Below are 25,843 nucleotides of genomic sequence, written 5' to 3' on the forward strand. Positions count from 1 at the left end.
TATTGCAGTCAGCAGTGTGGTTTTTTACAAAAGCGATTATATCGTCATTAAAACTTTCGAGCTTATCTCGCAACAAATACCTGCATCAATTAAATAATACGTTAATAAAACAAGAACGCTCTTCGTACGAATTTTATGCTACTAAACAGCAACAACATTTCGGATCTGATTATTCTGAAAACAGTCAACAAGCGCAAAACCTAGTGAGTTTAGGATGGAGTGACTTAGTTATAGCTATCAATATTTCACCTCTTCAATTTGGCCGTAAAGACTTATAAAGTTAAGTGATTAATGCGTTGAAGGAGACTGGGCTAGCCGCGAAAGAATTAGAATTAGAAGTGTCCAAAGGGCGGATTATACATAATGAAAATGAGGCTATTGAAACCTTATTTCAGCTCAAAAAATTTGGGCGGCACTTAGGTATTGATGATTTTGGTACAGGTTATTCATTCCAGAGCTATCTTCAAATATTTAATATAGATAAACTCACAATTGAACCATTCTTTTATCCACGATATTCAACATCAAGCAGCTGATCTGTCGATTGTCCGCGCTATTATCGAACTGGGGCGTAACTTGGTATTAAAAGTGATAGCGAAGGGAGTCGAATGTTTCGAGCAGCAAGCGATCCTCGCTTCTATGGGGTGTGATGAAATATAGAGTTTTTACTTGAGTCATCCACTGCCAGAACAATACTTCATTGATTTTTTGCAACCGCATATGTCGGCCTAATCGACTGTTTTTTAGCGCTTTTACTTCACCCAAGATTGTGTCAAGTTGGCTTTAAACTAATCTGTCTTCTAATACTTTTGACGTTGAAAATTGATATAGCATGTTGCGATAAACACAAATGTCGGTGATATTCTCAGAAGTGTTCTCTGGTATTGCTCTGTAATTAGTGGATAAACGATATTCGCCTTTTACAGGCAAAACACGGTGCCATGTATGCCCATGTATTATAACTAAAGTACCTTTTTTAGGGGCCAATATGACTTGTTCTGAAAAATTTTCGTCTACTTCGCCTGCAGGCAATTGACCTTGCCGATGACTGCCAGGCATCACTAACACTTCTCCGCCCACTTGGTCGTTAATATCCATAGTATAAACAAGGCGGTTAAGGTTAAATTGTTGAGGATCATTGGGTGGGCAGTCTTGATGCCATGCTTGGCCTTTGCTGCCTTTTTTTGAAAACATCGTCATGCAATACAGTGATTTCCAACCTTCTCCTAATATTGCCTCGGTTAACGTCTGCATATTGGCGCAATGCTCAATTTCATCAAATGCATGTTCACCAGACCTTTGTGGAAACCAAGGAATAACCTCAGTCGCTGATTTTGATAAGAATGCGGCCTCATGCTCATATTCAGGATTTAAACCATAGTGCCCGAGTATGATACTTTGGAGATTGTTCATTGACTCAGCTGAAAAAAAATCATCTATCACAAGATATCCCTGCTGCCAGAAACGAGTACTCAAATCGACTGTTTTCATGATAATTTACCTTGTTTACTGGTTATAAGGCTCAAACGAATAAGAATACTGATAGTCCAAATAGGGAATAATATAATCAGGTAATGGTTTGGCACCCCAAGTATTCGTGCCCCCTACACCACGCTGCATATAATCTATATTGACATAAATTCTTTGCTTTTGAGGCAGTTCATGAGGGTGGAGGTTTTTAGCTTTTACTTGTGCAGCATTGGCGTGGTAATCAGCCGTATCATAATACTGAGCACCAAAGCCAATCAGTGGAGCACCTTTAAATGTTATACCTTTGCCATCTTGATTATGGAACGACACATAACGCACATCACTGCGATAACCATTTTCTTGTGGCCGCACATAAGGCACATACAAATCTGCCACATTACTTTGATATTGGCCCACATGAGCAGATGTAAGCCTGTCTATATAGTTTTCGTGTGGTCCACGTCCATACCAGTTAACTTGAGAATATTGCTTGTCTAACTCAAATAAGGTACCCAAACGCGGAATGTCAGATTGTTTTTTGTGTGGCGCAGCATAGAAATATACATCTACTTTTACTTCACCATTGCCAAACACATGATAAGTAGTGAAGTAGCGGCTACCTATTGCACTCAAATAATGTTCAACTTCAACTGTTGCCTGATACTTAGACTCTTCTGTCAGTTTTACCGACACTACCTTAGTGTCTCTCCCCGCGTTGTGCCATGGGCTGAATGTGTCACCATAGTCTTCGATAGGTAAGTCGTTATCGGTTGGCGCGCGCCAAAAATCGGGTCTAGGTGACGCTTTTAATAATTCGTCGCCAAAGTATTGCATTGAGTTAATTAACCCCGTTGTTTTATCAATACTTAAACTAAAATCTTTACCCTTAAAACCATAAGTTTGTTTTTTATCACTGACTGAGAGTCTGATTTCAGGTTGCTTTTCTACCATTACTGAGACTGTAGGCAGTGCCAATTGTGACCAAGCGGTGATATGCCCTTTAGGGATCAAGCCATTGGGTTTATCAGTTATCACTTGCACATTCAGAAAATATTCAATATCTGGCTGCAGTTTTATAGCGTAATCTAATTGAATTTGCTGGCTTTGCTGTGGCTGAGCACCTAGGGGCAAATTTTGTCCTTGTGATACTTGTTTACCATCAGCCAATAATTGCCAATTCAAACTGAGCCCCTGCAAACTAACAAAATAATGCTTGTTAGTGATAGTGAGCGCACCTGATTTGATATCATTGCTACTAAAACCAATATTTTGCTGAACATTTTTAACTTCCCATAAATAAGGGTAGGGTGTGCGATCAGCAAATACTAAGCCGTTGGCTGAAAAGCTTAAAGATGAAACCGTAGCATCTGGCTCTAAATCACCGCCATAGCCCCAATAAGGAATACCCTCAGGGGTTTTCATAGCAAAAGTTTGGTCTACCCAATCCCAAATAAAGCCACCTTGTAAAGATGGGTACTTTTCAAAACTGTCCCAATATTCTTTAAAGTTTCCAAGAGAGTTACCCATGGCATGTTCGTATTCAATTAAGATAACCGGACGTGTGGTATCTAATTTGCGTTTAGCATATCGTTCAATATCACTAATAGGCGCATACATTTGACCATAGGCATCGGTGTGACGGCGCATTTGTGCTTGTTCTGATATGACAGGGCTATTTGGCTCTTGTTGTTTCAGCCAGTCATAGGTGGCTTCTAAATTAGAGCCATCACCAGACTCATTGCCTAGTGAACGCATGACTACTGATGGATTGTTTTTAGTGGCGTGGTACATGTTACTCACACGGTCAATATAGGCTGCCGCCCACTCTGGTTTGTTGACTAAGTGTGTATCTGGGTTGTATGGGCCTTGATTGGCCGCGCCTACTCCATGGGACTCAATATTGGCCTCATCCATGACATATAAACCATGCAAATCAGCTAAATAATACATATAGGGATCGTTAGGATAGTGGGCCATACGAACTGCATTAATGTTGAATTGTTTCATCAACTGCACATCTTTGAGCATCAATTCCCGGGTCACCACATGTGCGGTTACTGGGTCGTGTTCATGGCGATTGACCCCCTTGAATAACACCGGTTTACCATTGATTAATATATTGCCATTTTTAAGTTCAGTAGATCGAAAGCCAACGTTATGTCCGATATGCTCAATGGCTTTGCCCTGGGTATCGAATAAAGTGAGTTTTAAGCCATATAAATTAGGCTCTTCAGCGCTCCATAGACGAGGTGAATCGATGCTGGTGTTATATTCAACGACTTCGCTTTTATTGGCTGAAAGTTTTTTAATATCTAGCTTTTTTTCGAATAGTAGTTTTTGCTGGTGATCGAATAGTTGAACATTCAACTGATATCCATCGACAGCTCGGTCTTGAGTATTATCAATTAGGGCACTGAGCTGTAATTCACCTTTGCTGTAATTATCAGTAAGGGTAGTGTAAGCATGAAAATCCTTTATATGCGCTTTTGGGGTACTAAACAAATATACATCACGCTCAATGCCACTGACTCGCCACATATCCTGGCATTCAAAATAAGAGCCATCAGAATAACGATACACCTGCAATGCCAATTGGTTTGATCCTGTTTGTAGATATTTACTGATATCAAACTCGGCGGCAGTTTTTGAGTCTTGTGAATAACCCACCTTTTGGCCATTTACCCATAAATAAAAAGCCGACTTCACTGCGCCAAAATGCACAAATACTTGTTTTGTATTCCAATCATCTGGCAAGGTAAAAGTCTTTCGATAACTGCCCACAGGATTGTAATGAGCGGGCATTTCGGGTGGTACTGCATTAGCTTTAAAACATTGGTGTGAATGATAAAAAGGTGTACCGTAACCATTGACTTCCCAGTTGGCGGGTACTGCAATCTGGCCCCATTGGCTATCATCAAAATTGGTTTGGTAAAATTTATTTGGGCTTTTTTTAACAGAATTCACCCAATTAAACTTCCACTGTCCATTGAGCAATATATGGTTGGCTTGATCCCAAGGTGTTTTTGAAAAGGCCGCATTAGCATTGTCATAGCTGTAAAAAAAACTACGGGCTGGCTCTTTATTGTTCCTAAATACCTGTGGATCTTGCCAATCTAAGGCCTGTGCAGCTGGGGCAATTGAAAATATCCCCGTTGTAAACGCCAACCAAAAAGTAAATAACGTTTTCATCTTTAGCCCTGTTAATACAATATTCGTGGACGAAGCGCAGTGTTTTACCGAGTTACAGAACTTAGAAAACACTGCCAAGTTTAGATCTTCATAACGCTTTCATCGACAAAAATTACCACCAAATAGTATACAAGGCAGCTAGGATAACTATTATTCCTATTCCTAGCATGTTGAAAGAGCCTTTAGTATCAAAATTGACTTTATCTAACGAAACCACGCCTGTGCCACCTGCAATATAGTTCTTGCGGGTCGCAAGGGAAACAATAACTGCGAGTGCAATACAGGCTAAGAACACTATGCCCACTCTGTCCATAAAGGGCAATTCTGGAAAGACTTCTCTTAGAATAAACGATAACACTGCAGAGCCGACAGCTGCGGTAATAGCACCCATCGAATTCATGGTTTTCCAAAACATACCCAGTAAGAAAATTACCACTATGCCAGGGGTAAAGAAGCCTGTGAATTCTTGTATATATTGAAACGCTTGTTCAAATTGACCGAGCAATGGTTTGGCGCATATCATCGCAATAATCAACGCTAATATGCTCACAATTCGGCCCACTTTCACATAATGGCTTTGGCTTTCATTCTTTTTGAAATGAGAATAAATATCCATAGTAAAGATAGTCGATATGCTATTACACATAGACGCCAATGAAGACACTATCGCAGCGAACAATGCTGCAAACACTAAACCCTTCAATCCAATTGGCATCAAGTTCATTAAACTCGGATAAGCTTGATCAGCTCGGTCCAAATCAGTAAACAACACCGATGCCGCTATACCTGGAACCACTACAAAAAAGGGCACTAAAATTTTCAAATAAGCCGCAAAAGCGATACCTTTTTGTGCCTCAGCCAAGTCTTTAGCGGCTAATGCGCGCTGAATAATATATTGATTAAAACCCCAATAAGAAATATTCATTACCCACATGCCACCAATCAATACTGATAAACCCGGCAGGCTTATATAGTGTGGACTATCAGCTGCGAATATCATGTCAAATTTTTCTGGCGCTTGTTCTGTCAATATTGTGAACCCCGCCAGCATACCTTTGCCATCTGATACTAAATCTAAGCTAATATACGTTAAGACTAAACCACCAAATACTAATAGTACTACTTGGATGATATCGGTGTAGGCAACGGCTTTTAAGCCACCGTATGATGAGTAAGCAATAGAGAATAGAGCCAAGAAATACCATGCCGTAGGCTAAGTCAACGCCAGTAATAGTGGTTAATGGCTAAGCCCCCTAACCATAAAACCGCGGTCAAATTAACAAACACATACACTGCTAACCAGAACACCGCCATGATGGTTTTAACTCGGCCATCAAAGCGTTGTTGCAGGTACTGAGGCATCGTATAAATTTCATTTTTGAGGAAAATAGGCAAGAAATATTTACCCACTATGATCAAAGTGATCGCCGCCATCCACTCGTATGACGCGATACCTAAACCCTAGTATGTAACCTGAACCAGACATACCAATGATTTGCTCAGCTGATATATTTGCGGCAATAAGTGATGCACCTATGGCCCACCAAGGTAAGTGATTTACTGGCTAGAAAGTAATCTTTGGTATCTCTTTCGTGGTTTTTTTCTGCTCTGGAGATATATAAGGCAAGGGCCAAAAGCCCTATTACGTAAACCACAAAAATGGCGATGTCGAGGCTTGCTAAATTCATTTAAAGTCCAAAATTTTTATTATTGTTAATCTGATGTTACAACCCTATCCGTTTTAGATACAGATTGCAGTAAATAGCATTAGATGTTGTCTTTTTTGAGCCATTTTAGGAAAAGTTTTATGTTTTGTTGGCTTATATAGTGTCTCTGGCAACAAGTTCAGCCCTATTCAGCATATTTTTGCAACCATTGTTGCATGTGAGAATTATTGAGCATTAACACTTATCACTCGGCTAATTCATACTTAGAAAAGTGAACTAATCTTTTTGTGAGAGTTAACTTTTTCTATAAGCCCTTTGCAATTAGAGTGCTTAAGCAGCAGAATCTATAACAGATGCAAGCCCGGGTAGCAGAACACTAATAATGGGAATGTAAGAGACTAATCTAGTATTCATTTGGGAAGGGCACTTTCATTGTTGAAGGTTAAAAAAATCAGTAAACACTTCGGCTCATTTCAAGTACTAGACAGTGTTTCCTTTGAAATGAATAAAGGGGATATTGTTGGCCTCTTAGGAAAAAATGGTGCTGGAAAAACCACCTTGATGCGTATTTTGACCTCATTTATTACCCCGTCATCCGGTACGGTAAACATCGATGGTGAAGATATTTTTAAGCATTCAATAAGCATTCGGCAAAAAATCGGCTATCTGCCGGAGAAACCACCGTTGTATGGTGATATGACCGTGCAGTATTACCTAAATTTTGCAGCCGAAATAAAAGGTGTCCCTAAGAACAAACGACTATTTCAGTTAGCTAAGGTGCTCGAAGAGTGTGACCTAGAGCAAGTTAAACAAAAAACTATTGCCACTTTATCTAAGGGATATAAGCAACGTGTTGGCATCGCTCAAGCTATTATTCATGAACCTAAATTGCTCATTTTAGATGAGCCTACTAGTGGGCTTGACCCGATGCAAATTCAACAAGTATTGGCCCTGATCAAAAATCAACGAGACCAGAGAACAGTTTTGTTAAGCACCCACACTTTAACTGAAATTGAGCAAGTAGCTCAGCGGGTACTCATGATTAAGTCTGGGCGAATAGTGCTTGATGACCCATTAGAAGCGTTATTAAAAGGTGATGGTTCAACTCAATCACAGCCTTTAACTTTAGAGCAGGTTTTCATTAATCATCATCAACCCCAAACATTAGAAAGTACGACACAAACACCAGAAAAAACAGAACTTCAGGAGGTGTCGCATGAATAAAATCTTCGCTTTAACAAAAAAGGAATTATATCGTTTTTTTAGCTCGCCGATTGCCTACATTATTTTAAGTGTGATGCTGTCTTTGTTTAATATTTTCTTTTTTATGATCATTGATCAAAATCGTGAAGTGTCTTTACGTGATGTTTTTCAACTGATGGAATTTATGTTGGTGTTTTTCATCCCGTTATTAACCATGAGGTTATTTTCTGAAGAAAAATCGAATGGCACTATGGAATTTTTGCTCACGGCTCCTTTAACCCATACTATGATTGTGTTAGGAAAATATTTCAGTATGCTGATTTTTTTCACATTGTTAATTTTCCTGACGCTTATTTACTTCTTAATCGTTGAATATTTTGGTGAGCCTGACCCATATAGCATGTTATTTGGATATCTAGGGATTTGGTTAGAAGGTGCTTTTTTTATCGCCGTTGGTTTATTGGCTTCTTCTTGGACATCGAACCAAATAATTGCCGCTATGGTGTCATATTTGATTTTATTTTCACTCTATTTTGCAAGCAGTTTTACTCAATATGTTAGCGGATTTACAGAGCACTTTCTTATTCAGCTTAGCACACATACACACTTAGAAAATTTCTCAATAGGTATCATTACCCCCAGTGATGTGGTTTATTATTTAACCGGCATTTTACTGTGCTTGGTATTAACCCGACTGAGTATCGACAATAGGTTGTGGCACTAAATGAATTATCGCTGCCTTTTACCCTTGTTTTGCGGTTTAGCACTATTTAGCCTTATCATTGGGTTATCACTTCTTTATATCGAACAACAATTCAGTTATTTGGCAAGTATACTTTCCGCTTTCGGGGGCATTGCATTTTTGGTGCTGCTGAGCTTGATTATTACGCATGGTTTTGGGCAAGCTACACGAACCGAATGGGTAACACCTTTTAACTTCAAACGATGGAAAAAGCTGGCCCTCATTTTCTGTATCGTTTCATTTAGCATGGTGTTTATTGGGGTAAGTCATTACTTGGCCAGTCATTCAAACGTCAGGTGGGATGTCACACAAGATAAACAACATACCTTATCGAACAATACCATCGAGTACGTCAGCACATTGACCAATGAGTTGCAGTTAACGGCATTTTATGTAGGCATGCCTCCCAAATACTTGCTAGACCTATTTAAAGAATATGAACGAGTGTCTGCTGGCGTAATTAAAACCGAAATTATCGACCCTATCGAACAGATTGCATATGCTGCAAAATTTGGTAATGCAATCAATGCTGATGAGCGAAAAGTGATTGTTCAATCAGGCGACAACCGTAAAGATGTTGATTTTAGCTTGAGCGCGTTGTCTGAAGATAAACTCACCAATGCAATAGCCAGTGTCAGCCGTGTCCCAAGAACTGTTTATTTTCTGACAGGGCATGGTGAGTATTCGAGTTCAAACCAGGAATATGCTGGTTTATCAAAATTCAAACAACTGTTAGCCGACAACAACATTACCAGTAAAACACTGATGTTGGGTATCACCCAGTCTATTCCAGAAAATTGCGACGTGTTGATCATTGCCGGCCCAAAAAATGCTTTAACTTCAAATGAAGAAACTCTTATCAGTGATTATTTAACAAAGGGGGGCGATGCATTATTTTTAATCGAGCACACTTTAGTTACCACCCCAGACAAACCGTTAAGCAAAGACAATCTTAAAAAAAACCCAAGCTTAAACACCATTCTTAATCAATGGGGACTGGATGTTCAGTCTGATATTGTGGTTGATCTGACCAACCATGTTGGGGATGATATTGGCAGTCCTGCAACTAAAAATTATGGGCACCATAAAGCATTAACTGAAGGTTTGGATTATACCTTTTATGTTCGCCCACGCTCACTTCGTGTTTTACCGCAGCGTCGTGCAAGCATCAAACACGCGGTCATTGTCTCAACGGCATCAACAGAAAATAGTTGGGCAGAAACCAACAGAGCTCTAGATATTCAATTTGATCCAAACACCGATACAATCGGTCCTGTGCCATTTGCCTACGTAGTGATTGAAGAGAAAAGTGCAGTGCTACCAAGCCAAAAGTCATCAGACACTCGACTGATAGTGTTCACCGATGCTGACTTTTTAAGCAACGTTTATGTCAACCAATACAGTAATGCTCGGATGGGGTTAAATCTAATTAATTGGCTAGCCGAGATAGATTACAAGACATTCTTCAGTGCAAAAGAGATAAAAATTGAACGTTTAAATTTAACCAGCAAACAGACACGCCAAGTCATAGTGATATTAATTTTATTGCCATTTTTGTTAGTAATAGTCGGTCTAGTAGTATGGTTAAGGATTAAGATAAATAGATAATCTGTTAATTGGGAGTCACCTTTAGAAATATTTTTACGATGTGTTCTAAAATAGTGTTACTTTCACAGAAAGCACGCATACAATGAACTTTTTTGGCTCGAACGCTGTTATGATTACATGATGAAAGATTCTGAAATTCTTGTTGCACTAGTTGATAATACCGGCAAGATTACCGGCTACTCAGAAAAAATGTTAGCTCATCTTCGCGGAGACCTTCACTTAGCATTTTCTCTGATGATTATTCGTCGTAAAGATTATTGTATAGAATATTTACTTCAAAGACGTGCTTTGCATAAGTATCACAGCGGCGGGCTTTGGGCTAACACCTGTTGTTCACATCCTTTACCAGACGAAAACATACAAGTTGCGGCAAGGAGGCGTTTGTTCGAAGAACTCGGTATCAGTGAGTTTTTAAATATGTCGCACATAGGTCAGATTCAATATAAGTATCAGCTTGATAATAATATGATTGAACATGAGTTAGACAAAATACTGGTAACTGAAGTGGAGAGTGTCCATTGGCAGCAAAACTCTGATGAGGTAATGGAGGTTCGCTGGTGGAGTGAAAAAGAAGTTTTACAGCAGCTTTCAAACAAACCTGATATTTTTGCCGCGTGGTTTCCAAAAGTATTTGAACATACAAGAAACAATATTCCTTAATAAATGGTTTCAATCCCCACGGTGCCATAAGTGAATTAACAGCATATGCGACATAGTTAAACCGAACAAGCCAATAAAAATCCAACGAAGTAAATCAACATTTAACTCGCTAGAAGCGAACAACTCATATAAACCAGCCGCTAAAACGAGCGTTAATATTACGAAGGGTAGGCTAATAACGATTGCACGTTTTACGCTCACATGTAATTTCACCCCTATATCCAGAAGGTGCTTCGGTGAATGTAACAAACAAAAGTAGAGTCCAAAATGAAGTAGCGGATTTAAAATAATACTACTGAAAAGTAGAGTCAGCCACTCTGAGTATTGCCATACACTTAAACGCTTTTTGCATCGCGATAATTGAATTGCAAAGTATAGAAAAACACAGAGCCCAATATAAAACGTTATCTGCATACCTTGAATGACCCAATTAGCGGCCTGGGTTGTTAATAATAAGGCAGTGAAAATATCGGTAAGAGTTGCAGAGTATAAAATCGAAGGGCCACATAGTAGAGCACTAGCTAAGCCCACACGTGATAAAAATGGCATAGTGACGCGCCAGTCGGTAGAAAAATGATATGCCGATATACACAAAAATAAAATTAACGCTATGTCAGGCACCCAAATCCAAAAAGCGATGGATAATGCTGCAATGGCGCTATAAATGGTCACAAATCGAATAGCTGATGACACAGACGTCACAAGGTTTAATGTTTTTGCGACGGCAAAGTCTAGAGCGCCATGTGGTAGTCCTAAAAAGGTTACGGCTAACGCTAATACAATAGTTACATTGTCTGAGGCCATATTTATATTGGCCAGTGTGGCAAGGGCCGCTAAGGTGCAAACGCTGATATAAAATTGTGTATAGCGTAATTTACTCACCTCTGGCAATCCGTTTCCGCCGAGAAAATAAAGCGCGTAAAAAAGCACGCTTTGGCATGGCCCAAATAACACAAATGAAATCAAAAATAGTCGCTTGCTCTGTCATAAAGCGGGCAAAACGTGCAGGCTTAACCTTTTTAAACATTTGCACAAAAATGGTTACACCGATACCCATGTCATTTCTCAACACAGTTAACATCAGTCTATCCATCTTTTGATAAAGGTTACCGATTGGTGTGAATGATGATAAAGCAGTTGATACAGATAATGACTGTTTAGACTTTAACTCAGAAGCACACTGCTTAGCCCATCTTTGGCATGCTAGAAAACTGTATCCAGTCGATGCTCTCATTGCGCCACCCGCTATTCCAGCAAAGATAAGCTGTTGATTTTTATTATTGGTATTTTCATTAATGTGATACATGGGCAATACTGCGCACTCTTCTCGCTCAATCTTATATGTTTTAGAGCCAACTATTTCCAGCATCCTAGTTCTAAGGCGCGCTTGCAAAGCTGTGCGCTCTAAAACGGTTTTACTGAAACAGGTAAACTCAACTAACGCGTGATTTGCACTGAATGGCAAAATATATATAAATTCTATCCCTAATTCTGAGCTTGCCAATTGTTGCATTAGTTTGACAGAAGAAGGATTAAACACTTCACCATCGGTAACAATTTCTTCACCGTAGAAGCACTGAAGGAGTCCATTATGATGTGTTTTTAATGGAAGTGGGCGGGTGTCAACGACCCATCTTGCCGTTAACTGGCCGCTCTGAGTCGTCACCAATGCATGGTCATCAATTGACTCCACAGACATAACGTCACAATCAAATTCAATATCGAAGTGGTCTTTTGTTTGCATCCGCTCAAGTGCTAATTTCATCAGTGATTCGGATCTAATGGAGCAGTATCGATGATATGCATGGGACATCGAATAACCACAGTCGTCTGCTGAAATCTCCCATGTTTGCCACTCGCGCGTAATGATTGTCTTGAGGTATTCTGGAACTGAGTCGTTATTCCAAAAGCTCCAAATTTTGTCGTTTTGAGGTCCAGAACGTCGTTCTATAAGTTTAACTGATTGAGTATATTCTGTCGCATCGAGGGCTAAGAGTAGAGACAGTCCTGCAGCGCCTGCACCAATGATGATTAAATCATAGTCATAGGACATTGCTTTGGTTACTTGCTCAAAATGTCGCATTGCAGATAACTATGCAATTCGTTTTGATGATCAGTTTCATAGTGTGCAATAGCGGCTGTATTTAAATGCCAAAGTGCTTGGCTTGCTAATAATATCTTTTTTGGTTTTGATACAACCACTCTACCAAGCCAGTAATGGCAATTATTTTTTAATAATTTTCTACCAATATCTCGATAAACATAAGCGGCTACCGCAATGGCTTGCCTGTTGCGGTGTGGTAGATAATAAAGTCCAGCTAATCCACTTTGGTAATATTCTTCAGCCAGATTCAATAAAACCTTCGTAGCATCTTGTACCTGTTCTCTGTGTTCAATATTTGCCAAGGCAATTTGAGATGCTGATAATGTGTTGACCCATTCACTAGGCAGGTAACGGCGTCCCATTTGAGCATCTTCCAGCACATCTCTGGCAATATTTGTGAGTTGCATACCGATCCCTAAATCAATAGCGAAGGCATAACCCACTTTTTTGGCACCTAGTATGGGTGCCATCATCAACCCCACCACACCCGCCACTCGGTAAGCATATTGAATTAATGTTTCTAGAGAGGGTAAAGCAACAAGGTTGAGATCCTGACTGACACCCTCAATCAGTGTGATGCCATGGTTTTTTTCAATCTGATATTCTTCACATAAAATAAGGAAGTCTTTTACTACAGGGTGGTCTGGCGTGTTATGTTTTATCGATTCCTTAAGGCTATTAAGCTTTACTTTGGCAATTTCTGGGTTCGGACTCTCATCAGCTATATCGTCAACTATTCGACAAAATCGATACAAACGCGCTGCGGCAAGACCGGTTTTTGAGCCTAAAAATAGGCGAGCGAAATTGAATGTCTTACCATGCTTTTTTAGTAGTTCTGTCGGGTCATCATTCATTACTTAAGATTGAACTTTAGAAATAAGTTGGTCTATTACTTTCGCTGAAGATAATACACCAGGCAGGCCTGCTCCAGGATGTGTACCGGCACCGCACAAATATAAGTTTTCAGGGCCTTCAGCCTTATTATGGAATCTAAACCAAGCGGACTGCTGAAAGGTTGGAGCAATCGAAAATCCACTTCCATCGACGCTGCAGTAGTCTTGCTCGAAGTCATTTGGTGTTTTGGCAAAACGGTGCACTATATGCGATGAAAGTTCAGGCATGATGGTTTGCTCCAATGCTTTGATAACTCTGTCTCCATAGTCTTCTTCTTGTTCAGACCAATCAATTTCTGATAAGTTATTAGGAACGGGAGCCAATACGTAAAATGAGTCACAACCTTCGGGTGCCATGCTGGGGTCGGTTGCTGTGGGCCGATGTAGATATAAAGAAAAATCATCTGCTAATACTTTTTTATCAAAAATATCGCTTAAAAGTGCCTTGTAGCGTTTTCCTAACCATATTGTGTGATGGACTATGTCTGGATATTGTTTTGTTGTGCCAAAATATAAAACAAAAAGCCCCATCGATGATTTGGCGTGTTTAGTTTTAATTTTTGCACTAATGGTTTGATTCTGGTTAGGTATGAGATGTCGATACAGATATTTGGGATCTATGTTAGATACCAGTTTGTCGCATAGAAAAGAGCCTGTGTCAGTGTGGACTTCAGTAATATGATTACCATGAATACTTAATTCAGACACTTTGGTGTTGAGTTTTATTTGTATACCTTGTTCTGTCATAAGTTCAGCTAGTCCATTTACTAAGGCGCCGGTGCCTCCCATTGCAAAGTGAACTCCCCATTTACGCTCTAAATAGTGAATAAGACTATAAATACTGGTTGTTGCAAATGGATTGCCGCCTACCAATAAGGGCTGAATTGAAAAGGCTTGACGTAACTTGTCACTTTTTAAATGAGCACAGACCATTTGCCAAACAGTGCGATAACACTTGAGGCGAATAAGCGCAGGAACCTGAGCAATCATGGTAGAAAATTTGTGGAAAGGTTTATCTGATAGTTGAGTAAATCCGACATCAAATATAGCTTCAGATTGTGCTAGAAGTGAACGGTATCCAGCTTGATCATCAGGCTCAATTTCGGCTATGCGAGCTAATGTTTCTTCTATGGTGCCACCGTAGTCAAAATGACTGCCGTCTGGATAAACAAAACGATACCAAGGCTCGACTGGGACTAGTTCTATATAATCCTCAATCTGTTTATTAAACAGTGAAAACAGTTCTTCAAATAAAAATGGTGCAGTGACTACCGTTGGGCCCGCATCAAAAATAAAGCCTTCTTTATTGAATTGTTGAGCACGCCCTCCAAGTTTTTCACGTTGATCAATAATCACAACCTCATACCCTTTAGCTCTTAAGCGAAGTGCAGAAGCTATTCCACCAAATCCAGCACCGATAACAACGGCTTTATGCATTTAAGCCTACCTTAGTTTTTTCTAACAAGTTATTAGTAGCCGTTATAACAGATTCAGCACAATTTGAGGGAAGCACGCTAAGCTCTTTCTGACAACGATTCAATAAATAATTGACACGATTTCGAGAAATAGTTAAGGACTCTTCTAAGGAGTAACGGGATACCAATAAATTCACTAGATTTAGCTGTTCTTTTTGTAGGTCTTGTTGCCAATCATCTAGATCGTCAAGTATCTGATAAGCAATTGAAAACTTGTTAAGTGCATTATTGACTGTTTTGACCTGATCATCGAAGCCTGCAGCGATAAGTGGCAGTGATAATGTAAGTTGAATTAACGGACCTGATTTCATAGCCGCTATATCTTCGTACTCGTGTTCAGTTATGGTTACTTCTGCATTAAGATCTCTGGACTGACCTTTAACAGTTCGCGACACAGCATCTTGAGTCTGAATTAATAGGGAAGGCAATGAACTACAATTGTCTACATCAGCTAATGAACCAAATGCTGCAGAAATCATCACATCACCAGCACACACTGCGTGGGATGTTCCAAATTTATTCCATACTGATTGTCGTCCTCGACGTGTGCTATCAGCATCTTGTAAGTCGTCATGAACGAGCGAGGCATTATGAAGTAACTCTATAGTGCAGGCCAAAGCTAGGATCGTGTTTGTTGGTAGCTGAAGTGCTAAACCGGCTTCGATACATAATTTTGCACGAGTTCTACTTCCACCACTTGCTAAATGAAAGCATGAAGGTTCATTGTCTTTTAATCGAAAAAGCATGAGTTCTTCACATTGCTGTAGTAATAAGGAGGACTGAGGTTGCATATTTACTTCGGTTTGAATCATAAACACTACTCGTATATGTAAATGAGCTTGCAACCCCTTAACGAGATTGCAAACCCAAAGGTACAATAATTATTATAGGTAATTATTCGAGTTTATTTTTCTGTTACCGCTTGGCTTTCACTGGTTGCAGCATACCAAATCAGTAGACCAAATGCGATTTTGTTAACCAAGTCAGCTAAGTTGTATACGATGTTTAGCGTTTCCTGATCGGCAGTGCCTGTCATATAGCCAAGAACATAACCAATTGGATAAATTGCCCAACCTACGGTTACAATCCAACGCATCGCTTTGTATGCATACTTTACTGCTTCGCTTGCGGTTGCTTCGGCTGCTTTACCCGCTTCTCCAAGGAATATTTCGTATAGGATGTAGAACCAACCTGCCATACCAATGACAAATCCTAACGTGACGCCCATGTAACCAGCTTCAGCCATATAACCAGGTACCAGCATTACCAGCGTACCTATTAATAGGCGCCAGAAAATTCCTGCAGACGAAACACCGATAGCACGTAAAATGAGGAAAAATTCAATCATTAATAACGGAACTGTTAATAACCAATCTATGTATCGATAAACTGTGGGTGTTGATTGCGTAGCAACCCACACATCACGCATGTAGAAATAATGCACTGCGGCAATGAAAGTCACTAGCGCTGATACAACCAGCGATGTCTTCCATTTTGCTGTTACTCCCTGCGTTTCCCAAAGGAAAAAGACTGTGGACGCCATTAGCGCCATAGATATTAACCAGAACGAAATCCCTACAAAATCGTCGGATGCAAGATTTGCAGCGGCGTGTGCAAAGGTAGGAAGCAAAAATAAAAACATTAAAGTGAGAATCGTTTTCACTTTAAAGCTAGCAAAACTTAACGAGAAGCCTTTCCCTTTATTAAAGATGTTATTAGTAATCATGTAATTTCTCTTTTTGTGGATTAAAAAATGATTTATCTACTTAATTTTAATATTAGTAGCAAATTCATTATGCCTACTATTACAAAAGTTTTCATATTATTTTTACAAATATTTTACATTTTTGGTTTTTTACTCTATGACCATTAGCAATTTTTTATGTGTTGATGTTTATATTATGAGGCCAAGGAACAAATAATCAGTGTTAATTGCTTAGATAAATCCAACGTTAAAAATTAATTTTAAAATGACTTTTTTGGAGATTAAAATGTGTTAAATGTTGATGCTTAGTTGCTTTGTATAACCGTGGAATAGTATTTGTTGACTTGTAATAAAGTTGTAGAAAAAAGTCAGCATTAAATAATGTGCATACATAAACATAACAATAAACAGTTAAGGCTAGCCTAGTTGATAGAACTAGACGAAAACCTTTTTTTAATAAAAATTAAACTACCAATCTTTTTTATCACTTACCCGGATATAAATAACGACAACCAACAGCAAAATTCCAACCGGCACAAGTGCACCTAAAGGGGAATCAGATAACGCTAATTGGCCCGCAATGTAGACAATAAGTGCAATACCCGCAAACAGGCACAGTGTAGTGAATAATTTCGTTGGTTTATTCATAAATTATATTCCTCAACTTAAATTTTATTTAGAACTAATAAGTTCAACAACATATTATGGCTCGATGCTATTTGCAATCAGCTATCACAAATTATAGTGAATGATGTCTGATGAAATTAGCAGGGTTCCATGAGAAACCTCTCTATTAACTTTATTGTTTTATTGGTTATATTAACTTTATTGTTTTATTGGTTATGATTTTTGCTTTTAGTGTTGAGTATATTACTAACATGCCAATTATTACTGCTTCCAATATCTGCAAGATGAAAACCTGCCACTTGTTCAAATTCTCTTTGTTGTTAGTAACTTTGATACAACCGCTTGAAATAATATGACACGCTATTCAGAGGACGTTAATTTCAACATGCGTTTCTAATATTTTTAACAAATGTATGGTTGTTTAATGTTGATAAAAGATTGTTGTTCGTAAATGAAATGTTTAACAAATATTATGCAGAAACGCTGGACTAAATTTGTCGTATCCGCGGATTGTATTGAAAATGTTACCTCCGTTTTTAATACTTTAATACTGCACAATATTTTGGATGAACTGAGTTAGGTAATATTAAAGGAGCAGCCTTCACTTTATTTTCGCTCATAGGCGGATTAAAGGCAGACTGTTGAAGCATGTTTATTTCACGAGGTGACATGCCAAGCTCAAAACCTGAGCATTCATTTTCACCCAGTGAACGAGGATCTCTACCTGTCAAATTACCGAACACCACCAATGCTTGAAGGTAGTATCCATAGGTACTGGCATGATAATAATCCCAAGACCACAGACTGATTTTTCCAAATTCGATACCATCGTACGGATTCGTGTCGGCAATGCCTAATACCATTGCACGAGTCCACGCTTCACCCACACCATTAAAGGATTTAACTGCGGGAGTTGCCGCTGCCGCTTTGTCGTATCCAGCACGCACGTCTAATGCCATTTTTTCTATAGGTGTGCCTGACCAACGGCGGTCAGCCTGATAAATCAAATCTGCACGGGACCAGATTGCGGTAAGAAACACTTCCACCTTCGGATTCAGCTGCTGTAAGAATGTTGACATCTTTATTGTGGTCTCAACAAGTAGTCCCGCATCACCCGGTTTGTTGCTATCCAAGGTACTAAAGCCATGCATCACAACCTAGTCCCATGGTTGTGTGCCAATTTCGGCCAGCTTGTTTTCTAAGTGGAAGTCGAATGCATTGCCGCTTCTCGTTTCTAGAAAAACATCATATTCAAGACCCGCTTGTTCAGTGAAAGAGTTAAATAGCGCAGGTACTCCTCCAATACCATCGTTGTTTAGATCAGTTACCGAGTCTGAGCGAGAGTATTTGGTGGCAGAGCCATAGCCATATGTAAAACTATTCCCAATAAATAAAACACTCGTTTGTGCGCTTACAAAACATGATTAAGCATAAAAATAAGTGCGGCAAGATGAGTCATGAATGGTTTCATTGTCAGGTATCTGGATTTTTTATTGATTGAGAATAACGAGTAAACACTATTAATACAATGTGACCATTTGTATCCTTGTATTTATATATGAAATAAAAAAGTTCAAGTCGTGAAATAAACTCGGGAGGATCACTCTCGCTAACTTATATATAATAATATTATAAAAATTTTGCTCCCTTTTAAAAAAGAAAAACTAGGTTGCAATGCCATTGAAAAACATATGAAAAAAGTCTACTGAGTCACCCACAACATTGTCTTCACTAATCGTATCACCCAGGTCAGGTATCGACTCAACAGCACCTACAATAATATTTTCTGCTACCAGTACATCAACGTGTTTAATGCTTTTATCATCAATACCCATTTGGATGATGTTGCCAAATAAGTCTCTTATTTTGCTGGTGGTAATTTCCATTTCTTGTTTTTTATCGATACCCAAAGACCACATTGTTGCATATCGAATTAAAGGGCCTTGTTTGCCTACCTGAATACTGAATAATTTCTGTGCAGCATAGGCTAATTTTTCTAATCCATTGTTATCTATTGCTAGTGCGTCTTCTAATACTTCGCTTTCAATACTAACAGTGCGCTCAAAACATTTGATGAGCAGATCATCTTTATTTTTTATGTGATAGTAAAACGCACCTTTTGTAACGCCTAATGAATGAGCTAATTCATCTAGGGATGTCCCCTTAAATCCTTTTTGGTTAAAAAATATTGAGCCGACTCTGTAAAAGGCTTCCTGCTTAATTTTGTTTTGTTGAATTCTATCAAACCCGGCAGGAGCCAGTTGTTTCTTAGCATGCTTGGTTACAGCAAAACTTAATGCTGTCTCATGATTATTTAAACCATATTTAACAATAGATAACCATTGCTGGTAAGTTGCCTCTCGGCTGTCATTTTTAACTGAGTGCAGCCAGACGGGCAGCCAAAAAATAGCACCCCATAGTGCACTGGATGTCGTAGCAGGGTGCACGTTTTGAATGCTGCCATCATTTTTACCTAATTCAATTAACGCCATCACTTGTATGACAAATGTGCGTATCAAACCAGAGATTTCTTTTTTATGTTGGGTTGATAAAGAGGATATTTCAGTAAAGCCTGCCAGATGGCCGCGAGTACCATTCATAATTCCATTTAAACAATCAAAATTTAAGCGTAATAAGCATTCAATTTTGCCCATGGCTGAACCCTCAGTATTGTTTGCACGGGTTATCATGGCTTGTAATTCAGTACATGTGTTTAAGTAACATTGATGAACTAATTCTTCTTTATTTTTTGCATAGTAATACAGACTTGTTTTAGTCAAATTGAGTTTTTCAGCAATCTGGATTAACGTTGTGCCACGAGTACCATAAACATTAAATAGCTCTGAAGCAGCAGAAAGTATGGTTTTGTACTTTTGATCATGCTGATTTTTTTTACTAAAAGGCGAGTTTATTTTATTGTTTTTCAAAGTGGGCATTCTGTCGTTTAATCCTAGTCAATAATTATACTCAAAGTTCAATTTTAAGTGTATGTTATCTTTTTTGAATGCACAACGGCGGGTTACATTCAAAGACTGCTTACCGATTTGAATACTCATTTTAAGGTGCCAAGTAAGATTTGGCTAGTTGAGCAACAACTACCCCGTTTAGGCTCGGGTAAAATCGACAAACGAGGGTTAAAAACCCATTATCAAAAATTGGTGTAAAGTATTATGACAACCAGGCTGAGACAGTAATTTTTCTATGATAATAACAATGAAAGCACAAAACTTAACTAATTATGTTGGCAAAAAAACGGGCGTGTCACGATGGTTTACTATCACCCAAGAGCAAATTGATAGCTTTGCTGATGCGACCCACGATCATCAGTTTATTCATATCGATCCTGTTAAGGCAAAACAGACGCCCTTCGGTAGCACTATAGCCCATGGTTTTTTATCCCTATCTTTGTTGTCGGCCGTTGCCTACGACGCAGGCATTAATCTAGAAAACACCCTGATGGGATTGAATTATGGTTTTGACAAAATTCGGTTTTTACAACCTGTAACCGTGAACAGCAAAGTTCGGGGGCATATGGTGTTGGCCAATGTGCTGGAAAAAAGACCTGGGCAATTTCTACTGACCTGGGATGTCACAATTGAAATCGACGCAGTAGATAAGCCGGCATTAACCGCACAATGGTTAACGATGACCATCATCAATCCGTAAACTTAACAAACACAATTTATTATTTGAGGATCCTTATGACAATTAGATACGACAATCAGGTAGCAATAGTGACCGGCGCAGCTGCAGGTTTAGGCCGCTCTCACGCACTGGCTTTAGCAGCAAGAGGAGCAAAGGTGGTGGTCAATGATTTGGCCGCAGCAGATGGTGCACTGTTCAGAGGGCTCTTTAGCCGTTGTCGCAGAAATTCAGAAAGGCTGGCGGTGAAGCGATGGCTAATGGTGCCAATGTGGCGAATATGCAACAAGTGCACAGTATGGTTGAGCAGGTTATGGAGAAATGGGGCCGCATCGATATTTTAGTGAATAATGCCGGGATACTAAGAGATAAATCCTTCGCCAATATGCCCATCGAAGATTTTAAGCTGGTTGTTGATGTACATCTCATGGGATCAGCTAATTGCACTAAAGCAGTGTGGGGCATTATGAAGCAACAAAATTACGGCCGTATCGTTATGACCACTTCATCTTCAGGATTATACGGTAATTTTGGTCAGGCAAATTACGGTGCTGCCAAAATGGCGGTTGTGGGCTTAATGAATACCCTGTGTATAGAAGGTCAAAAAAACAATATTCATGTCAATAGTTTATCACCTACCGCTCGCACAGCCATGACAGAAGAGCTCATTAAAGACAAACGTGTGCTAGAACTTATGACAGTAGAGTCTGTTACAACTGGTTTGTTAGCTTTAGTGGCTCAAAACGCGCCTAATCGCACTATTTTAGGCTGTGGAGCAGGGGGATATGCCAGAGCAGTCATTAAAGAAACTGACGGTATCTACTTATCGCCAGAACAACAAACGCCAGAAAACCTGTTAGCCAATTGGGATTCACTTGAAGACCAAAGTAACGCAAAAGAACTTAAAGCTGGTTGGATGCAAACCAATAAATATGTTGCCAAAGCGGCGGCTTCATTAGGTGTTGATTTAAGTCCTGAGTAACGGGGCAGTTCACAACACAGAACAACATCAATCCATTAACAATGAACATGCCAGAGCTAAAATTTCTGGCATGTTTTACTGGTAATTTGAGGAGTATCGATTTGAATATGTTCAATCGATTAAATTAGTCTCCTTATTTGGCATTCGCCAGCTAACTTTTTAACAAATGCCCCAAACTCATTTTTTCCTTTAGCCAAAGGGTAAGGTCCGACACATTCTTAATGTTAATCGCGCCGTACGCAGTTTCTATCAATGATAGAACAGCAAGTTTCTTAATTGACTTATGACAACACAGCACAGTTATTCCCAGTTGCTCGGCCAAATCTTTTTGACGTAACCCCACTCGTCCTTGTTCATCAGTGTGCTGTAATAATAATTTTGCCAAACGAATATAAGTAGGTAGACGCTGAATATCATCTAAACGCTCGAGAGCTATATGTAATTTAAGGCCTATTGAGCTAAGTAAGAAGACACTCAATTCAGGTATTATTTTTGTACATTGACTAAACTGACTTAAGGACATTTGAATTACTTTCGTTTTACCTATCGCCATTGCATGATGAGTTCTAGGGAGATTATTGAATAAGGTGAACTCACCAAAAGTATCCGCCTTCGATAATGTTGCTGTTTGTTGATATTTACCATCCATCCCATAATACTGAGTTTTACCTGGCCACAATACACAATGGATAGACCTGACTTTAAATCACCTCGGTTGTGAATAGTGTAACCATCTGAATACTCTTTGATGGGTGCAAATTGAGAACACTGTATCAGTAACTCTTCTGGCATAGCGGCGGTAATACTATTTAATATGTTCATCTACTCAATTATATACTTGTATATATTCATCATAGTATGCTGCTGATAAGGTTGTATTGTAAACAGGAGATACACGATGAATTATCAAATATTAATTTTCAGCATTTTTGTTGTTTTCGCATTAATTGAAGCCCGCCATTCAAGTTTCTTTAATAAAAGCAATGAAGTCAAAGCTTACGGTATCGTAGAGTTAGTGGGAACTGTGCTGTTATTCGTTTTTACACAACCTTTCATATTATTTAGTGCTGCTTGGTTAGCAACGTTATTAGTTCCGCAATTTGCTGGGGTGTTAAGCGATACTTCTATATGGCTGCAATTCGTTCTACTGATTATATTTGATGACATGACACAATATTGGTGGCATCGCACCAGCCACAACTACATCCCCTTGTATAAATTGCATAGAGCCCATCATAATGCGAAATATATGAGTATTAGAATTGTATATCGTAATAGTTTCTTTTATTACTTGCTCATGCCATCGTTATGGATTTCAGGCATATTAATTTACTTGGGCTTAGGCTGGGCTTATGCCTTTTACGTTGTTGCCAAATTAGCGATTATTATGGGTGCACACTCAGAATGGAAATGGGACAAAGCGCTTTATGAAATCCGGTTATTACATCCTGTTATGTGGCTGCTAGAGCGAATTATCTCCACTCCTTCCACACACAGTGGACACCACGGGTTGTCTAAAGATGATCCGGCAACTCATTACAAAGGGAACTATGGCAATATGTTTTTCTTTTGGGATATCTTATTTGGTACTGCCAAAATAACCCGCCAGTATCCCCTAAATTATGGCGTTGAGGGTATGCGAAAAGCAGAATGGACCGAACAATTATTTTGGCCACTTGTAAAGACGAAAAAAAAGAATCCTACCGAAAAAATTCAAAGTGTTAAAAGTTAGTTTTGGGGTTTAAAATTATATTTATACAACGGAAAAATAATTTAAATAGGGTGCATTCTCACCTAGGCCTTGTCTTCAGCCAACGTGCGAGTGGACGTTAAGCTTAGACATCCAAAGTATCAAACCTGTTCATTATGGCAAATATCCCCATCTTTGAGTTGCCGTATTTCGTGCTTATGAGACAGTTAACTTATTGATTGCTCAATAACGCTTTGATTTTAATTTTCAGGACTGGCCATAAACCACCGAGCTGATTGGAAATGGAATATCCTATCAGCTGAGTTCAGTTTGAAAAAAGAAAGTGTCTTTATTATGAGTGCCAGTGTAAGCCTGAATTTCTATTTAAAGCGAGAATTATTGACTTCGGTCAATCATTCCAAACATAGTGCTTAATATTGTAAACAACCTAAGGGTATTATCTCACTCTGGCAACGAATAAGTATGCGGCGTTAATCGTGTCTAACCTTTTGGGCAAAACGTGGTCGCGCTAAATGATGGGTATTCATTGACTAATAATAAGGCCTTGCACGTTGTTGTGCGTAAACTAAAAATTGAAAAGGAGATCAAGAATGTTACTCAATAAAAAAATACTGTGCTACTTGCTTTTAGCCGGAGTGATATCAACACAAGCCAGTGCGGCCTGGGATGCGGGTTTGGCGTATAGTCAGTTTAAGGACGATGAGGATGGAGTTGATATATCACTGGACGGTGTCACACTCTCAGTAGGCTATGAAATTAGAATGGAAGACAGTAATTTTAGTTTCATGCCCGAACTGCGCGTGGGATTTGGCATGGGTGATGACACTATAAACGAATCTAATATAGATGTTACTGTTGAGCTTGAAACGTATTATGGTTTGAGTACGCGTGGCACTTACCACGCCTCACCTAAGTTTTATGTTTTCTTACAACCCTCTTACGTTAACGTCGAAGTAAAAGCATCAGCAATGGGGATGTCGGCTAAAGAAGACGATTGGGAATTTGGTTTTGGAGGGGGGGTAGGTTTCATTCCTACTGATAGTGTCATGTTGGAAGCAATTTTTGAAGACTTTGACGGTACTAATGTTATAAGTGCTGGGGTACGATATAGTTTTTAGGTATTAATCGTTAGCCCCAAAAAAATGGGGTTTCCAGTGAATTAAACAAGCGGCGTATCGTCGCCTGTTTTGTTAAACTAGTACCTTTAGCTTTGGTATATGTTGCAGGATATTTGGTTTTAAGGTAGTTTTTTAAACTTAATCTTCTACTTTTCTCGCACGAAATCGTCGACATATCGCCCCCACAAACCAGAGACTCCCCTCAGATAATACAAGGCAGCGCGCACGTCTGCTAGCATAGACATTGGTTCTACTATTTTACGAATTTGCGTGACATTGATATCTAGCTTAGTGGCCCCCTTCGAGTGACCGAATGCTTCAGTGGGCAAGATAGGACCACCAATTTGTCCCCAGCTTTTATAATCAAATGCGAGCACAATAAAACCAAGTTCAGCAAAATGAAGACCATAATTGTTTTAAATTCACTTTACTGACAGCCCATCCGGGAACTAACAATATTCCAGAAAGTTTGTGTTTTGCACTTAGCCCATTAGGTTTATAAATATTAGCAGCAAGGCGCACACTGAGTCCAGATAGTGACTTCTTAGTGAGCGACATCACCAATGCTTGTTGCTGCACTCAAATTGCTAAAAGACAATGTTAAATAAACCATCAGAAAAAAATAAGTGGTGTTGTCCGGTTATAAATATCCAAAATAATGTTCCCTTAGAAAGTGATTGGTCATCTGTTTTGAGCAATTATTTAGGTTGTAACCCTAACAAGCTGCCCATTTTTCAATAACAGGTTGGTAAAATTTGTTCAGCATTTCATATGCCTCTGGGGTTAAGTGCAAGCCGTCGTCAGCAAACCACTTGGTCTGGTTGCTAACAAAACATACCAAAGTTAAACTTTTGTGTAATTAAGATTTTATTCGTAAATACTCTTTAATTTTAATTGCTTAACAAATGTAATATTTGTTAAGCAATTCTTGCAAGTAAAATTAACATACTGTAAGTTCAAATTAATGTTGCTGCATTAATAAAATAATCAGTGCTATAGCTATAAGTTTTTATGAGCGAAAAACCATGTTGAAGTTAACCTTTTTTA

At 39.0% G+C, this 25,843-nt stretch carries 26 protein-coding genes and 2 pseudogenes; 12 read left to right on the forward strand and 16 right to left on the reverse strand.

Features of this window, described 5'->3' with window-relative positions; genetic code table 11:
- Positions 1-14 precede the first annotated feature (14 nt).
- Genes Q0Y52_RS17265 through Q0Y52_RS17275 form a run of 3 tightly spaced genes read left to right on the forward strand, consistent with a single transcriptional unit; the run spans position 15 to position 660 of the window.
- Positions 15-278, forward strand: coding sequence for a hypothetical protein (locus Q0Y52_RS17265; RefSeq protein WP_297823774.1), 264 nt, complete (start codon positions 15-17; stop codon positions 276-278).
- A gap of 60 nt (positions 279-338) precedes the next feature.
- A complete protein-coding gene (locus tag Q0Y52_RS17270; RefSeq protein WP_297823799.1) occupies positions 339-536 on the forward strand; it encodes a hypothetical protein in 198 nt (65 codons plus the stop codon).
- Positions 493-660, forward strand: a complete 168-nt coding sequence (locus Q0Y52_RS17275) for an EAL domain-containing protein (RefSeq protein WP_297823775.1) — start codon at positions 493-495, stop codon at positions 658-660. The genes Q0Y52_RS17270 and Q0Y52_RS17275 overlap by 44 nt, the downstream gene beginning before the upstream one ends.
- A 123-nt stretch (positions 661-783) precedes the next feature.
- Here the strand turns inward: Q0Y52_RS17275 and Q0Y52_RS17280 are convergent, their stop codons facing one another.
- The 3 genes and pseudogenes from Q0Y52_RS17280 to Q0Y52_RS17290 all read right to left on the reverse strand — a co-directional run bounded on the left by Q0Y52_RS17280 (position 784) and on the right by Q0Y52_RS17290 (position 6,347).
- On the reverse strand, positions 784-1,491 hold the full coding sequence (locus Q0Y52_RS17280) for a phytanoyl-CoA dioxygenase family protein (RefSeq protein ID WP_297823776.1): 708 nt from the start codon (positions 1,489-1,491) through the stop codon (positions 784-786).
- A 15-nt stretch (positions 1,492-1,506) separates the two neighbouring features.
- Positions 1,507-4,659: a glycoside hydrolase family 2 TIM barrel-domain containing protein gene (locus Q0Y52_RS17285; protein ID WP_297823777.1), complete on the reverse strand. Its 3,153-nt coding sequence runs from the start codon at positions 4,657-4,659 to the stop codon at positions 1,507-1,509.
- A 112-nt stretch (positions 4,660-4,771) separates the two neighbouring features.
- Positions 4,772-6,347, reverse strand: a pseudogene (locus Q0Y52_RS17290) (sodium/sugar symporter).
- A 411-nt stretch (positions 6,348-6,758) separates the two neighbouring features.
- Here Q0Y52_RS17290 and Q0Y52_RS17295 point away from each other — a divergent pair.
- From Q0Y52_RS17295 to idi, 4 genes are all read left to right on the forward strand, one after another.
- Positions 6,759-7,550, forward strand: coding sequence for an ABC transporter ATP-binding protein (locus Q0Y52_RS17295; RefSeq protein WP_297823778.1), 792 nt, complete (start codon positions 6,759-6,761; stop codon positions 7,548-7,550).
- A complete protein-coding gene (locus Q0Y52_RS17300; RefSeq protein WP_297823779.1) occupies positions 7,543-8,253 on the forward strand; it encodes an ABC-2 transporter permease in 711 nt (236 codons plus the stop codon). Before Q0Y52_RS17295 ends, Q0Y52_RS17300 begins: the two co-directional genes overlap by 8 nt.
- Entirely contained in the window at positions 8,254-9,879 is a 1,626-nt protein-coding gene (locus Q0Y52_RS17305) for a GldG family protein (RefSeq protein ID WP_297823780.1), read from the forward strand. It begins immediately after the preceding gene.
- A 117-nt stretch (positions 9,880-9,996) separates the two neighbouring features.
- Entirely contained in the window at positions 9,997-10,539 is a 543-nt protein-coding gene (gene idi, locus Q0Y52_RS17310; protein ID WP_297823781.1) for an isopentenyl-diphosphate Delta-isomerase, read from the forward strand.
- Between the two features lie 9 nt (positions 10,540-10,548).
- Here the strand turns inward: idi and Q0Y52_RS17315 are convergent, their stop codons facing one another.
- From Q0Y52_RS17315 to Q0Y52_RS17355, 9 genes are all read right to left on the reverse strand, one after another.
- Positions 10,549-11,421 carry a Brp/Blh family beta-carotene 15,15'-dioxygenase gene (locus Q0Y52_RS17315; RefSeq protein WP_297823782.1) on the reverse strand — a complete coding sequence of 291 codons (873 nt, stop codon included), beginning with the start codon at positions 11,419-11,421 and terminating at the stop codon, positions 10,549-10,551.
- On the reverse strand, positions 11,414-12,622 hold the full coding sequence (locus tag Q0Y52_RS17320; protein ID WP_297823783.1) for a lycopene cyclase family protein: 1,209 nt from the start codon (positions 12,620-12,622) through the stop codon (positions 11,414-11,416). Before Q0Y52_RS17320 ends, Q0Y52_RS17315 begins: the two co-directional genes overlap by 8 nt.
- Entirely contained in the window at positions 12,601-13,497 is an 897-nt protein-coding gene (locus tag Q0Y52_RS17325; RefSeq protein WP_297823784.1) for a phytoene/squalene synthase family protein, read from the reverse strand. The genes Q0Y52_RS17320 and Q0Y52_RS17325 overlap by 22 nt, the downstream gene beginning before the upstream one ends.
- 3 nt (positions 13,498-13,500) lie before the next feature.
- Positions 13,501-14,973, reverse strand: a complete 1,473-nt coding sequence (crtI, locus tag Q0Y52_RS17330; RefSeq protein ID WP_297823785.1) for a phytoene desaturase family protein — start codon at positions 14,971-14,973, stop codon at positions 13,501-13,503.
- Positions 14,966-15,823, reverse strand: a complete 858-nt coding sequence (locus Q0Y52_RS17335) for a polyprenyl synthetase family protein (RefSeq protein ID WP_297823786.1) — start codon at positions 15,821-15,823, stop codon at positions 14,966-14,968. Before Q0Y52_RS17335 ends, crtI begins: the two co-directional genes overlap by 8 nt.
- Positions 15,824-15,915: 92 nt before the next feature.
- Entirely contained in the window at positions 15,916-16,674 is a 759-nt protein-coding gene (locus Q0Y52_RS17340) for a bacteriorhodopsin-like (protein WP_297823800.1), read from the reverse strand.
- A 510-nt stretch (positions 16,675-17,184) separates the two neighbouring features.
- On the reverse strand, positions 17,185-17,364 hold the full coding sequence (locus tag Q0Y52_RS17345; protein ID WP_297823787.1) for a hypothetical protein: 180 nt from the start codon (positions 17,362-17,364) through the stop codon (positions 17,185-17,187).
- Between the two features lie 515 nt (positions 17,365-17,879).
- Entirely contained in the window at positions 17,880-18,497 is a 618-nt protein-coding gene (locus Q0Y52_RS17350) for a hypothetical protein (protein ID WP_297823788.1), read from the reverse strand.
- A gap of 510 nt (positions 18,498-19,007) precedes the next feature.
- A complete protein-coding gene (locus Q0Y52_RS17355) occupies positions 19,008-20,279 on the reverse strand; it encodes a TetR/AcrR family transcriptional regulator (protein ID WP_297823789.1) in 1,272 nt (423 codons plus the stop codon).
- A 265-nt stretch (positions 20,280-20,544) separates the two neighbouring features.
- Between Q0Y52_RS17355 and Q0Y52_RS17360 the strand changes: the two genes are divergently transcribed.
- The 3 genes and pseudogenes from Q0Y52_RS17360 to Q0Y52_RS17370 all read left to right on the forward strand — a co-directional run bounded on the left by Q0Y52_RS17360 (position 20,545) and on the right by Q0Y52_RS17370 (position 21,967).
- Positions 20,545-21,009, forward strand: coding sequence for a MaoC family dehydratase (locus Q0Y52_RS17360; RefSeq protein ID WP_297823790.1), 465 nt, complete (start codon positions 20,545-20,547; stop codon positions 21,007-21,009).
- Positions 21,010-21,044: 35 nt separating this feature from the next.
- Positions 21,045-21,122 (forward strand): annotated as a pseudogene (locus Q0Y52_RS17365) (hypothetical protein); the annotation flags it as partial.
- Between the two features lie 80 nt (positions 21,123-21,202).
- A complete protein-coding gene (locus tag Q0Y52_RS17370) occupies positions 21,203-21,967 on the forward strand; it encodes an SDR family NAD(P)-dependent oxidoreductase (RefSeq protein ID WP_297823791.1) in 765 nt (254 codons plus the stop codon).
- Positions 21,968-22,118: 151 nt separating this feature from the next.
- Here the strand turns inward: Q0Y52_RS17370 and Q0Y52_RS17375 are convergent, their stop codons facing one another.
- Together Q0Y52_RS17375 and Q0Y52_RS17380 are read right to left on the reverse strand one after the other, a co-directional pair.
- Complete coding sequence (locus Q0Y52_RS17375) at positions 22,119-22,616, reverse strand: Crp/Fnr family transcriptional regulator (RefSeq protein ID WP_366939312.1); 498 nt, start codon at positions 22,614-22,616, stop codon at positions 22,119-22,121.
- Positions 22,511-22,789 (reverse strand): hypothetical protein, encoded by a 279-nt coding sequence (locus Q0Y52_RS17380; protein ID WP_297823793.1) that lies wholly within the window; start codon positions 22,787-22,789, stop codon positions 22,511-22,513. The genes Q0Y52_RS17375 and Q0Y52_RS17380 overlap by 106 nt, the downstream gene beginning before the upstream one ends.
- A 76-nt stretch (positions 22,790-22,865) precedes the next feature.
- Here Q0Y52_RS17380 and Q0Y52_RS17385 point away from each other — a divergent pair, with 76 nt between their 5' ends.
- On the forward strand, positions 22,866-23,699 hold the full coding sequence (locus Q0Y52_RS17385; protein WP_297823794.1) for a sterol desaturase family protein: 834 nt from the start codon (positions 22,866-22,868) through the stop codon (positions 23,697-23,699).
- Positions 23,700-24,268: 569 nt separating this feature from the next.
- Positions 24,269-24,796 carry an outer membrane beta-barrel protein gene (locus Q0Y52_RS17390; protein ID WP_297823795.1) on the forward strand — a complete coding sequence of 176 codons (528 nt, stop codon included), beginning with the start codon at positions 24,269-24,271 and terminating at the stop codon, positions 24,794-24,796.
- A gap of 146 nt (positions 24,797-24,942) precedes the next feature.
- Here Q0Y52_RS17390 and Q0Y52_RS17395 read toward each other — a convergent pair whose 3' ends face one another.
- On the reverse strand, positions 24,943-25,173 hold the full coding sequence (locus tag Q0Y52_RS17395; protein ID WP_297823796.1) for a hypothetical protein: 231 nt from the start codon (positions 25,171-25,173) through the stop codon (positions 24,943-24,945).
- Between the two features lie 13 nt (positions 25,174-25,186).
- Positions 25,187-25,375 carry a hypothetical protein gene (locus Q0Y52_RS17400; protein WP_297823797.1) on the reverse strand — a complete coding sequence of 63 codons (189 nt, stop codon included), beginning with the start codon at positions 25,373-25,375 and terminating at the stop codon, positions 25,187-25,189.
- Positions 25,376-25,843: the final 468 nt, after the last annotated feature.

Origin of the sequence: uncultured Paraglaciecola sp. (genome assembly GCF_943787955.1) — a bacterium.
In the GTDB taxonomy this organism is placed as follows: domain Bacteria; phylum Pseudomonadota; class Gammaproteobacteria; order Enterobacterales; family Alteromonadaceae; genus Paraglaciecola.